This window comes from Phreatobacter sp., from assembly GCF_016793595.1.
Taxonomy (GTDB): Bacteria; Pseudomonadota; Alphaproteobacteria; order Rhizobiales; family Phreatobacteraceae; genus Phreatobacter.
The window spans coordinates 61,198-72,859 of sequence record NZ_JAEULY010000024.1; the positions used below are offsets into that span (position 1 = coordinate 61,198).

Consider the following 11,662-nt stretch of genomic DNA (forward strand, 5'->3'; position numbering starts at 1 on the left):
GCAACAATGGCCGGAAGGGATAGATGGGCCGGTCAGGTCTTGTTCGCCACCCGCGCGGCGACCTTGGCGGCGAGCGCGCGGGCGACGGCGGGCGGGACGAAGGTGGTGATGTCGCCGCCCATGACGGCGATCTGGCGTACCAGCGTGGCGGTGATGGGGCGAACCGTTGGCGAGGCCGGCAGGAAGACGGTCTGCACGTCCGGGGCCATGGCCGCGTTCATGCCGGCCATCTGCATCTCGTAATCGAGGTCGGTGCCGTCCCGGAGGCCGCGGATGAACAGGCTGGCGCCGGCGCGCTGCGCCGCCCAGACCGCGAGATCGTCGAAGGTAATGGTGCGGAAGACACAGTTCTCGGCCGCCGCGATCGGCTGGCAGACCTCGGCCAGCAGCGTCTGCCGCTCATCGGCGGAAAACATCGGCGTCTTGCCGGGATGAACGCCGATGCCGACGACCAGTTCGTCCGCCAGCCGGCAGGCATTGCGGATCACGTCGAGATGGCCGTTGGTGACCGGATCGAACGAACCCGTATAGAGCGCGATGCGTTTGGTCATGAGGCTCCGCCGCTTGGTCCGGCCTCGGCTTAGCGAAGGCGAAAGGCGCGCGCAAGGGAACCATGCCCGCGCCACGTTGCGCCGCGCGTTCCATCCGGCTTGAATGCCGCGCCTTCAGGAGACACGCATGCCCGATAACGCAGAAGCCGCCGTCATGGATTGGATCGCCGCGCGCAAGGACGCGATGGTGGACCTGCTGCGCGAGGTGGTCGACATCGATTCAGGCTCCTACGACAAATCCGGCGTCGATGCCGTGGGCGCGCGCTTCCTGCGCTTCTTCGACGAGCACGGCATTGCCGGCTGGAGGGAGCCGCACGAGGTCTTCGGCGACGCCATCCACGGGCTGGTGGCGGAACCCGGCGCCAACGAGAAGCCGATCCTGCTGATGGGCCACCGCGACACAGTGTTCCCCAAGGGCGAGGTGTCGCGCCGGCCCTTCTCCATCGAGGGCAACCGCGCCCATGGCCCCGGCGTCGCTGACATGAAGGGGGGCCTCGTGATGAACGTTTTCGTCGCCGCCGCCTTCAAGGCGCTCGGCGGCGCGCCCTGCCCGGTCAAGGTGCTGATCACCTCGGACGAGGAAATCGCCTCGCCGTCCTCGCGGCCGGTGATCGAGCGCGAGGGCCGCGCCGCCCGCGCCGTCTACAATTCCGAGCCGGGACGGCCCACCGGCAATGTCACCACCGGCCGCAAGGGCGGCGTCTTCATGCGCTTCGACATCTATGGGAAGGCGGCGCATTCTGGCGGAAATTTCACAAGCGGAATCAGCGCAATCGGAGAACTTGCTCACAAAATAGTTCAAATCCATGCGCTGACCGATCTCGACAAGGGCATCACCCTCAATGTCGGCCTCGTCTCGGGCGGCCAGTCCGTCAACACGACGGCTCCGCATGCCGAGGGCCAGATCGACCTGCGCTATATCCACCCGGCTGACCGGGCGAAGACGCTGGCCGCCATCCAGACCATTATCGACACGCCGACCGTGCCGGGCACGACGGCCAAGCTCGAGATCAAGGGCGAATTCCTGCCGGTAGTGGAGACCGAGGCCTCGAAGGCCATCTTCGCCGCCTACAAGGACGCGGCCAGGGATGCCGGCCTGCCGAACCTTGCCGGCGAATTCTCCGGTGGCTGCGCCGATTCAGGCTTCACCGCGAGCGTCGGCACGCCGACCATCTGCGGCGTCGGCCCGGTCGGCGGCAATGCCCATACGGTCGAGGAATATCTGGAGATCGACAGCATCGTGCCGCGCGCGCAGGCGCTGGCGCTGGCGATCCTCAGGACGAAGGTGGATTGAGCGCGTCGATGCGGCGGTAACAGGCGCCGCCGCTTCGCGTCATGGCCGGGCTCGGCCCGCCATCCCCGACTTGACCGGCGCGGGTTGAGGAATTCGCGGATGCCCGGCGAAAGGCCGGGCATGATGCGAGGGTCAGGCGCCACCTAAATGAGTGCGCGGCGCACGCCGAGCCCTACTTGCCCGCATCGGCCTCGCCAGCCTCCGCGTCGCCCTCGCCGGATTCGTCCTCGCCCTCGTCCGTGATGCGCTCCACGGAGACCACTTTCTCGGTCTCGTGGGTGTCGAAGACGATGACGCCCTGCGTGCCGCGCCCGGCGACGCGGATACCGTCGACAGGGCAGCGGATGAGCTGGCCGCCATCGGTGACCAACATGATCTGGTCCTTGTCATCGACCGGGAACGAGGCGATCAGCGGGCCGTTGCGCTCGTTCACCACCATGGCGACGATGCCCTTGCCGCCGCGACCGGTAATCCGATACTCAAATGACGAGGTCCGCTTGCCATAGCCGTTCTCGGAAATGGTCAGCACCACCTGCTCGGCGGCCGACATCTCGCCGTAGCGCTCGGTCGACAATTCGCCAGCGGCGGCGGCCTCCTCGTCGTCGGCAGCCTCGTCGCCATTGGCTTCGCCCGCCACCGCGCGGCGCATCTTGAGATAGGCGACGCGCTCTTCGGAACTCGCCTCGAAATGGCGCAGGATCGCCATGGAGATGATCCGCGCGCCCTCGGCGAGGTTGATGCCGCGCACGCCCATGGAATCGCGGCCCTTGAAGACGCGCACCTCGGGCACCGCGAAACGGATGCACTGGCCGCCATCGGTGGTCAGCAGCACGTCGTCGGCCTCGGTGCAGACGGCGACATCGACGATGGCCTCGCCCTCGTCCAGCTTCATGGCGATCTTGCCGCCGCGATTGACCTGCACGAAATCGGAGAGCTTGTTGCGCCGGACCGTGCCACGGGTCGTCGCGAACATCGCGTCCAGCTGGCCCCAGGTCGCCTCGTCCTCGGGCAGCGGCAGGATCGTGGTGATCCGCTCGTCGGAGTCCAGCGGCAGGATGTTGACGAAGGCCTTGCCGCGCGCCTGCGGGGCCGCCAGCGGCAGTCGCCAGACCTTCATCTTGTAGACCTGCCCCTTCGAGGAGAAGAACAGGATCGGCGTGTGGGTGTTGGCGACGAAGAGGCGGGTGACGAAATCCTCTTCCTTGGTCTGCATGCCCGAGCGGCCCTTGCCGCCGCGGCGCTGCGCCCGGTAGGTCGATAGCGGCACGCGCTTGACGTAGCCCGTATGCGTGACGGTGACGACCATGTCCTCGCGGGCGATCAGGTCCTCGTCCTCGAACTCGCCGACGCCGTCGACGATCTCGGTCTTGCGGGGCGTCGCGAACTCGTCGCGGATCGCGGTGAGCTCGTCCTTGATGATGGTCTGGATGCGGGCGCGCGAGCGCAGGATGTCGAGATAATCGACGATTTCCTCGGACAGCTTCTTCAGCTCATCGCCGATCTCGTCGCGGCCGAGAGCGGTCAGGCGGCGCAGCGGCAGATCGAGGATGGCGCGCGCCTGCGTCTCGGACAGGCGATAGGTGCCGTCGTCGTTGATCGGATGGCGCGGATCATCGACCAGGCGGATCAGCGGCGCGATATCCTTGGCGTCCCAGTCGCGGCTCATGAGCGCCTCGCGGGCCGTGGCGGGATCCGCCGAGGTCCGGATGATCCTGATCATCTCGTCGATATTGGCGACGGCGATGGCGAGGCCGCACAGGATATGGGCGCGGTCGCGCGCCTTGCCGAGCAGGAACTTGGTGCGGCGGGAAACGACATCCTCGCGGAAGGCGATGAAGGTGACCAGCATGTCCTTGAGGTTCATCACCTCGGGACGGCCGCCGTTCAGCGCCACGAAATTGCAGCCGAAGCTCTGCTGCAGCGCGGTGAACCGGAACAGCTGGTTCAGCACCACGTCGGCGACGGCGTCGCGCTTCAGCTCGATGCACACACGCAGGCCGTCGCGATCGCTCTCGTCGCGGAATTCCGCGATGCCCTCGATGCGCTTCTCGCGGACCAGCTCGGCGAGGCGCTCCAGCATCAGCGCCTTGTTCACCTGATAGGGAATCTCGGTGACGATGATCGCCTCGCGCTCGCGGCGCACCGTTTCGATCGACGTGCGCGCGCGCATGATCACGGAGCCGCGCCCGGTCTGGTAGGCCTGACGGATGCCGGTGCGACCGAGGATCAGGCCGGCGGTCGGGAAATCCGGCCCCGGCACGATGTCCATCAGCTCCTCGATCTCGATCTCGGGCTTGTCGATGGTGGCGATGCAGGCGTCGATCACCTCGCCGAGATTGTGCGGCGGGATATTGGTCGCCATGCCGACCGCGATGCCGCCGCCGCCATTGACCAGCAGGTTCGGGAACTTCGCGGGAAGGACCTTCGGCTCCCGCTCGGAATTGTCGTAATTGTCCTGGAAGTCGACCGTATCCTTGTCGAGATCGGAGACGAGCTGGTCGGAAATCTTCTCGAGGCGGACCTCGGTATAGCGCATCGCCGCCGGCGGATCGCCGTCCACCGAGCCGAAATTGCCCTGCCCGTCGATCAGCTCGACGCGCATGGAGAAATCCTGCGCCATGCGGACCAGTGCGTCATAGACCGACTGGTCGCCGTGCGGGTGGTACTTACCGATAACGTCGCCGACGACGCGCGCCGATTTGCGATACGGCTTGTTCCACTCGTAGCCGTTCTCGTGCATCGAATAGAGGATGCGGCGGTGGACGGGCTTCAGGCCGTCGCGCGCATCCGGAAGCGCGCGCGAGACGATCACGCTCATCGCATAATCGAGATACGACCGGCGCATCTCGTCGGTGATCGAGATGGGGCGGATTTCGGTCGGGTCGGAGGGCTGCGAGCCGCCCGGCATCGTGTCGTCGTTTTCGGCCAATTGAACTCTTCCGGTGGCGCGGACGCGAGGCATCCGCCGACTGGCGCCGTTCTAGCCGATTCCGCCCGCGATCTCCAACCCCGCACGTCGTTTTGGTCGCCAAAATTCCCTTTTGATTTCAGATATTTGAGCGGGCGACTATCAGGGTTGTGGACGATAGGCGTCACAAGCGGGCAGAAATACCCGTCAAGGCCCGTGAAAAGGGCCGTGGATGGCGGAGCGAAAGCGGGCGCATGACCCTCGAATTCCTGACCGGCGCTCTCGTCACCATGCTGGTAATCGTCGAGCCGATTGCGCTCGTGCCGATCTTCCTGGCGGTGACGCAGGGCTTCTCCGCCGACCAGCGCCGGCAGGTCGCCTGGCGCGCCTGCGTGATCGCCTTCGCGATCCTCGCCTCATGCGCCTTCGTCGGCGACTGGCTGCTGTCGAAGGTGGGCATATCGCTGCCGGCCTTCCGCATCGCGGGCGGCCTGCTGGTGTTCTGGATCGCCTTCGAGATGGTGTTCGGACTGCGTGCCAACCGCAAGAACGAGGTGGCCCGCGACGCCATCGACAAGGAGCACATCGTCAATGTCGCCGCCTTTCCCATGGCCATCCCGCTGCTGGCCGGCCCCGGCGCGATCACCGCGACCCTGCTGCTCGCCGGTCAGGCAGAGGGCCGCCCGGCGCTGATGGCGACGCTGGTGGCGGTGCTTGCCGTGGTCATCCTGATCTCGTGGATATGCCTTCAGGCCGCCGAGCGCGTCGACAGGATGCTGGGAACGCTCGGCAATGTCGTCGTCTCGCGCCTGCTCGGCATCATTCTGGCGGCGCTCGCCGTGCAGTTCGTCATCGACGGCATCCGCGCCGCCATACGGGCGGCCTGACCCGCTCAGCCGCCCGCCACCATCTGGAACATCACGCGTCCCGGCAGAAACGCGAACGCGCCAGCGACGAACCACCCGGCCGTGATCATCATCATGGTCCGGCGGTGTTCGGCGATATTCCCCGCCCGCCGGGCGCGGATGGCGCCGAACAGGCCGACAATCGTAATGATCGACAGGATGTGGATGGGGCTGAATGATCCCACCAGCCGGATCGAGTGAATCCAGAACGACGAAACGGCTGCGATGGCCATCAGCACAACCCATGCCCAGCCGAGGGCGCGGTGATGGACGCCGCCCTTGCGCCGCCAGAACTGGACCGCCGTCAGCGGCACCAGCATGAGAGCGGCAACGGCATGGATCTGGATCGCGAGCGGGGCGTTGAGCAGAGGCGCGAGCGTCATGGCGGACCTCGGTGGGGGATGGTTAAGTTATTTACATTCACATACCGCTTTGTCAACCCGGTCGCGCTCGCGGTGCTTGCTGAGGCTTCGCCAGGCTGAGCCGTGGGGGGCTGAGCTGCCGGGCGAAACCGCCCCGCGACGACGCGCTGCTCCGCCATGGGGCTTGCCCCGATCCCTGGGCTGCCGATACCGGCGGCCCGGCCGGCCGATCAGGACCGGAGCAGCCGGGCCTCGCATCCGCTTCACATGGCCGCCCACAGCGCCAGCCCGCCGATCGCCAGGAAGAACGGCCAGCCGACATGGCGACCGCGGCTCATGGCGAAGACGAACAGGCCATGGCCGACGAACACCGCGCCGATGATCATGGCGACCCGCCTGCCCTGCATATCGAGCGGCGCGAAGGCGAGGCTCGCGAGGGCAAGGCCCATTCCGGCCCAGGCGAAGGACGTGATGTGCCAGGCGTTGCGCAGGACTCGTCGCAGGAAGCGTCGCTGCAGCGGTCCGTCGGCGCTCGGAGCAGCAAGCAACGGCCCGATAAGCAAACGCTCTCCCAGCCAGGAGTGAAGCAGGCCGACCGCGACGGTGAGCAGCGCGGCCAATAGCAGGCTCGGATAGGTCATTCCGCATCTCCATACGTTGCCGTATGGACGCTAGGGCGGCCGCTTGCCCGCGTCAATACGGCAACGTATGGTCGCCGCCATGAATGACCGGCTCGACCGACAGGCATGGATCAATGCGGGCATGGCGGCCATGGCCGAGGGCGGCGTCGAGGCCGTGCGGGTCGAACCGCTGGCCGCCGCGCTGAAGGTGACCAAGGGCAGCTTCTACTGGCATTTCAAGGACCGCCCCGCCCTGCTCGCGGCCCTGCTGGAGGCGTGGCAGACGTCGGCGACTGGCGACATCATCGCCCGCGTCGAGGCGCGCGGCGGCGACGCGGGCCAGAAACTCGGCCACCTCTTCGCCATCGTCATCGGCGCGGACGGCCGGCTCGACATGGCCGTGCGCAACTGGGCGGATCAGGACGCGGATGCGCGCGCCGCGATGAATGCCGTGGACCAGCGCCGCCTCGACTATGTCGCTGATCTCTTTTCAGCGCTCGGCTTCGGCGCGGCCGAAGCGCTCACCCGCGCGCGCTTCGCCTATCAGGGGCTGATCGGCCAGTACCGGATCGGCGGCCTTCCGCGCGAGGAGCGGCTGACCGAAGCGCTCGTCATCGTCCTGCCCATGCTGACGCGGCGCGGCTGACCGCCACCCGCGCCGCAGGCCGGAGCGTCAGAACGGGATCTCGTCGTCGTCCATGCGGCGTCCGCCACCGGCCGGCGCCGCGGGCCGCTTCGGAGCATCCGAACGGCCGCCGGAGCGCCCCTCGATGGAACCGCCGCCGAAGCCGCCGCCACCGCCAAAGCTATCGTCGCCATAGTCGGAGGCCCCGCCCCCGCCGCCACGGCTGTCGAGCAGCACCATCTCGCCGCGAAAGCGCTGCAGCACCACTTCCGTCGAATATTTCTCGGCGCCCTGCTGGTCGGTCCACTTGCGCGTCTGCAACTGGCCTTCGACGTAAACCTTGGAGCCCTTCTTCAGGTACTGTTCGGCGACGCGCACCAGATTCTCGTTGAAGATCACCACCTGATGCCACTCGGTGCGCTCCTTGCGCTCGCCCGAGGCCTTGTCGCGCCAGGTTTCGGTGGTGGCGAGACGCAGGTTGCAGACCTGCTCGCCGTTGTTCAGGCGGCGGACTTCCGGGTCCCTGCCGAGATTGCCGACCAGAATGACCTTGTTGACGCTGCCTGCCATCTTCGCCTCTCCTTCTTCCCCGCGACGCATGCATCCGGGGCGCCTTGCGCTGAACGGCCGAGCCTTCCCACGTTCGGGCAGCCGCGTCACCGCGCGGCCCCGGCATTTCGCGACCTATCCCCAGCTTCGCGGGGCGGCGCGCCGGCCCATCCGCATGTTCCTTATTTGTTCTTGATGCGCATTGCAAGCGCTGCTAGCGTGCCGGCGCGGGAGACCAAGGCAGAATCGGACCTCCGGCCTGCGCCGGGGCACTGGCGCGGAAGGCTTGGCGTTTCTAATTTGGGGACATCGGTTCTGCTGCTGCCAACCACTTGCCGGCCGCGGGTTAGGTTCGCCTGACCCCGGCCCGAGAGCTTTTGATGAGCGATCTTTTCGACAAGTTCCGCGACGACGTGCGCCGTCCGGACTCCCGCGCCATCACCGTGCGCGGCGCGCGCGAGCACAACCTGAAGAACGTCGACCTGACGATCCCCCGGGATTCGCTGGTCGTGTTCACCGGCCTGTCGGGCTCCGGCAAGTCCTCGCTCGCCTTCGATACGATCTATGCCGAGGGCCAGCGCCGCTATGTCGAGAGCCTCTCGGCCTATGCGCGCCAGTTCCTGGAGATGATGCAGAAGCCGGATGTCGACCAGATCGACGGTCTGTCGCCGGCCATTTCCATCGAGCAGAAGACGACGTCGAGGAACCCGCGCTCCACCGTCGGCACGGTCACCGAGATCTACGACTACATGCGCCTTCTGTGGGCACGCGTCGGCGTGCCCTATTCGCCGGCCACCGGCCTGCCGATCGAGAGCCAGACGGTCAGCCAGATGGTCGACAAGACGCTCGCCTTGCCCGAGGGCTCCCGGCTCTACCTGCTGGCCCCCGCCGTGCGCGGCCGCAAGGGCGAGTACCGGAAGGAACTCGCCGACTGGCAGAAGAAGGGCTTCCAGCGCGTCAAGATCGACGGCGCCTTCTACGAGATCGCCGATGCCCCGGCGCTCGACAAGAAGCTGAAGCACGACATCGACGTGGTGGTCGACCGCGTGGTGGTGCGGCAGGACATGGCGACGCGCCTTGCCGACAGTTTCGAGACCGCGCTGAAGCTCGCGGACGGCATCGCCGTCGTCGAGTTCGCCGACCAGAAGGACCAGTCCGGCGAGCCCATGCGGGTGATCTTCTCCGAGAAGTTCGCCTGCCCCGTCTCCGGCTTCACCATCCCGGAGATCGAGCCGCGCCTGTTCTCGTTCAATAACCCGTTCGGCGCCTGTCCCGCCTGCGACGGCCTCGGCGTCGAACAGACGGTGGACCCCGAACTGGTGGTTCCCGACAGGGAACTGTCGCTGAAGAAGGGCGCGCTCGCGCCCTGGGCCAAGTCCTCCTCGCCCTTCTACATCCAGACGCTGGAGGCGCTGGCGAAGCATTACGGCTTCACCCTGACCGCGCCCTGGCACAAGCTGCCGGAAAAGGTCCAGAACGTCCTGTTGTTCGGCACCGGCGAGGAGACCGTCACCATCCGCTACGACGACGGTCTGAGGTCCTACGAGACGACCAAGACCTTCGAGGGCGTCGTCCGCAACCTCGAGCGGCGGCTGAAGGAGACCGAAAGCGACTGGGCGCGCGAGGAAATCTCGCGCTTCGTCTCCGATACGCCGTGCAAGGCCTGCGCGGGGTTCCGCCTGAAGCCGGAAGCGCTCGCCGTGAAGGTCGGCGCGGTTCACATCGGCGAGATCTCGCAGCTGTCGGTGCGATCGGCCAACGAGTGGTTCCTGACGCTTCCCGAGAAGCTGACGGCCAAGCAGAACGAGATCGCCGGGCGCATCCTCAAGGAAATCCGCGAGCGGCTGCACTTCCTCGTCGATGTCGGCCTCGAATATCTCACCCTCGGGCGCAATTCCGGCACGCTGTCGGGCGGCGAAAGCCAGCGCATCCGCCTCGCCAGCCAGATCGGCTCGGGGCTGACCGGCGTGCTCTACGTGCTGGACGAACCCTCCATCGGCCTGCATCAGCGCGACAACGAACGCCTGCTCGGCACGCTGAAGCGGCTGCGCGACCTCGGCAACACCGTCATCGTGGTCGAGCATGACGAGGATGCGATCCTCCAGGCCGACCATGTCGTGGATGTCGGCCCGGGCGCGGGCATCCATGGCGGCCAGATCATCGCCGAGGGCACGCCCGCCGACATCATGGCGAACCCGAAATCGCTCACCGGCAAATATCTGACGGGCGAACTCGGCGTGCCCGTGCCGAAGCGGCGCAAGCCGCAGAAGGGCCGCGCCCTCAAGATCGTAGGCGCGCGCGGCAACAACCTGAAGAATGTCGATGTCGAGATCCCGCTCGGCACCTTCACCTGCATTACCGGCGTCTCCGGCGGCGGCAAGTCCACGCTGCTCATCGACACGCTCTACCGGGCGGTGGCGCGCAAGCTGAACGGGGCGAGCGAGGCCCCTGCCCCGCACCAGCGCATCGAGGGCATCGAACTGCTCGACAAGGTCATCGACATCGACCAGTCGCCGATCGGCCGCACGCCGCGGTCGAACCCCGCCACCTACACCGGCGCCTTCGGGCCGATCCGCGACTGGTTCGCCGGGCTGCCGGAGGCGAAGGCGCGCGGCTACAAGCCCGGGCGGTTCAGCTTCAACGTCAAGGGCGGCCGCTGCGAGGCCTGCCAGGGCGACGGCGTCATCAAGATCGAAATGCATTTCCTGCCCGACGTCTACGTCACCTGCGAGACCTGCCAGGGCAAGCGCTACAATCGCGAGACGCTGGAGGTTCTGTTCAAAGGCAAGAGCATATCCGATATTCTTGACATGACGGTCGAGGATGCCGAGGCGTTTTTCGCCGCCGTGCCCTCGATCCGGGACAAGATGACGACGCTGATGCGGGTGGGCCTCGGCTATGTGAAGGTGGGCCAGCAGGCGACGACGCTGTCGGGGGGCGAGGCGCAGCGGGTGAAGCTGTCGAAGGAACTGGCGCGGCGCTCCACCGGCCGCACCCTCTACATCCTCGACGAGCCGACCACCGGCCTGCATTTCGACGACACCCGCAAGCTCTTGGAGGTGCTGCAGGAACTGGTGGAGCAGGGCAATTCCGTGGTGGTGATCGAGCACAACCTCGACGTCATCAAGACCGCCGACCACATCATCGACATCGGCCCGGAGGGCGGCGACGGCGGCGGCACCATCGTCGCCACCGGCACCCCGGAACGCATCGCCGCCGCGGCGGGCAGCCACACCGGGCACTACCTGCGGCCGCTTCTGGAACGGCGGCGGGTGGCGGCGGAGTAGCTACGGCGTTTCATACGACCTCTGCCTGATCAGCTCGCGAAAACCGCCAATAAGCGGGCGCACCGTCCGCTCTTGCCCGATCGACCCGCGTCGATCGGGTCGGGCCAGCCCACCCCGGGGTTGGCCCGCTTCGCGGTCCGCCTGGGCTTGCCCGCCCCGATCCCCAGCGTCGAGAATGCGGGGCCCCCCTCGGCCTCCGCCTGGGCTCTGGCCGACCGGATCGGACGACGTGCCACCGGCACGTCGTCTTTTCGATCCGGAGCCCTCGTGGGGCGGGCCGCGCGGGGCGCGGCCTTCTCGAGGGTATCAGAATCGGAAGCGGCATCCGCTCTGCCGCCCGGGCTGGATCGGAACATTGGCGGAAGGCGAGAAAAGGCGAAGTGTCGGATAGGTAGCCGGTCGGCCGGCGCTGGCTACCCCGCACTGCGCGCTTGATCGCCTCGGGGATCAGGCGCTGATCGAGGACCCGGGCAGGCGCATGTTGACGCGGGCGGTCTTGGGCTCAGCGACTCCCAAGTCGCGGGCTTGAAAGCTCGGCGGGTGGAGACAAGGGAATCTATA

The 11,662-nt window shown here is 67.0% G+C and carries 9 protein-coding genes; 4 read left to right on the forward strand and 5 right to left on the reverse strand.

The window, feature by feature from the left end:
* Positions 1–32 precede the first annotated feature (32 nt).
* Positions 33–551: a pantetheine-phosphate adenylyltransferase gene (gene coaD, locus JNK84_RS21500; protein WP_293428082.1), complete on the reverse strand. Its 519-nt coding sequence runs from the start codon at positions 549–551 to the stop codon at positions 33–35.
* 127 nt (positions 552–678) lie between these two features.
* On the opposite strand from coaD, the gene JNK84_RS21505 reads away from it, so the two are divergent.
* Positions 679–1,845, forward strand: coding sequence for a M20 family metallopeptidase (locus tag JNK84_RS21505; protein ID WP_293428085.1), 1,167 nt, complete (start codon positions 679–681; stop codon positions 1,843–1,845).
* A 172-nt stretch (positions 1,846–2,017) separates the two neighbouring features.
* Here JNK84_RS21505 and gyrA read toward each other — a convergent pair whose 3' ends face one another.
* The gene (gyrA, locus tag JNK84_RS21510; RefSeq protein WP_293428103.1) at positions 2,018–4,753 is read right to left on the reverse strand and encodes a DNA gyrase subunit A; all 2,736 of its coding nucleotides are present in this window, start codon (positions 4,751–4,753) and stop codon (positions 2,018–2,020) included.
* Positions 4,754–5,007: 254 nt separating this feature from the next.
* Between gyrA and JNK84_RS21515 the strand changes: the two genes are divergently transcribed.
* Positions 5,008–5,640 carry a MarC family protein gene (locus tag JNK84_RS21515; protein WP_293428087.1) on the forward strand — a complete coding sequence of 211 codons (633 nt, stop codon included), beginning with the start codon at positions 5,008–5,010 and terminating at the stop codon, positions 5,638–5,640.
* 5 nt (positions 5,641–5,645) lie between these two features.
* Here the strand turns inward: JNK84_RS21515 and JNK84_RS21520 are convergent, their stop codons facing one another.
* Positions 5,646–6,041, reverse strand: coding sequence for a DUF2306 domain-containing protein (locus JNK84_RS21520; RefSeq protein ID WP_293428089.1), 396 nt, complete (start codon positions 6,039–6,041; stop codon positions 5,646–5,648).
* 242 nt (positions 6,042–6,283) lie between these two features.
* Positions 6,284–6,661 (reverse strand): hypothetical protein, encoded by a 378-nt coding sequence (locus JNK84_RS21525; RefSeq protein ID WP_293428091.1) that lies wholly within the window; start codon positions 6,659–6,661, stop codon positions 6,284–6,286.
* A 79-nt stretch (positions 6,662–6,740) separates the two neighbouring features.
* On the opposite strand from JNK84_RS21525, the gene JNK84_RS21530 reads away from it, so the two are divergent.
* Complete coding sequence (locus JNK84_RS21530; RefSeq protein WP_293428093.1) at positions 6,741–7,286, forward strand: TetR/AcrR family transcriptional regulator; 546 nt, start codon at positions 6,741–6,743, stop codon at positions 7,284–7,286.
* A 27-nt stretch (positions 7,287–7,313) separates the two neighbouring features.
* Here JNK84_RS21530 and ssb read toward each other — a convergent pair whose 3' ends face one another.
* Positions 7,314–7,835: a single-stranded DNA-binding protein gene (gene ssb, locus JNK84_RS21535; protein WP_293428095.1), complete on the reverse strand. Its 522-nt coding sequence runs from the start codon at positions 7,833–7,835 to the stop codon at positions 7,314–7,316.
* A 359-nt stretch (positions 7,836–8,194) separates the two neighbouring features.
* Here ssb and uvrA point away from each other — a divergent pair, with 359 nt between their 5' ends.
* Entirely contained in the window at positions 8,195–11,101 is a 2,907-nt protein-coding gene (uvrA, locus tag JNK84_RS21540) for an excinuclease ABC subunit UvrA (RefSeq protein ID WP_293428097.1), read from the forward strand.
* Positions 11,102–11,662: the final 561 nt, after the last annotated feature.

Bases quoted from the DNA above. Each gene is read 5' to 3' on its own strand.
- coaD (WP_293428082.1), bottom strand. From the start codon at position 551: ATGACCAAACGCATCGCGCTCTATACGGGTTCGTTCGATCCGGTCACC.
- JNK84_RS21505 (WP_293428085.1), top strand. From the start codon at position 679: ATGCCCGATAACGCAGAAGCCGCCGTCATGGATTGGATCGCCGCGCGC.
- gyrA (WP_293428103.1), bottom strand. From the start codon at position 4,753: ATGCCGGGCGGCTCGCAGCCCTCCGACCCGACCGAAATCCGCCCCATC.
- JNK84_RS21515 (WP_293428087.1), top strand. From the start codon at position 5,008: ATGACCCTCGAATTCCTGACCGGCGCTCTCGTCACCATGCTGGTAATC.
- JNK84_RS21520 (WP_293428089.1), bottom strand. From the start codon at position 6,041: ATGACGCTCGCGCCTCTGCTCAACGCCCCGCTCGCGATCCAGATCCAT.
- JNK84_RS21525 (WP_293428091.1), bottom strand. From the start codon at position 6,661: ATGACCTATCCGAGCCTGCTATTGGCCGCGCTGCTCACCGTCGCGGTC.
- JNK84_RS21530 (WP_293428093.1), top strand. From the start codon at position 6,741: ATGAATGACCGGCTCGACCGACAGGCATGGATCAATGCGGGCATGGCG.
- ssb (WP_293428095.1), bottom strand. From the start codon at position 7,835: ATGGCAGGCAGCGTCAACAAGGTCATTCTGGTCGGCAATCTCGGCAGG.
- uvrA (WP_293428097.1), top strand. From the start codon at position 8,195: ATGAGCGATCTTTTCGACAAGTTCCGCGACGACGTGCGCCGTCCGGAC.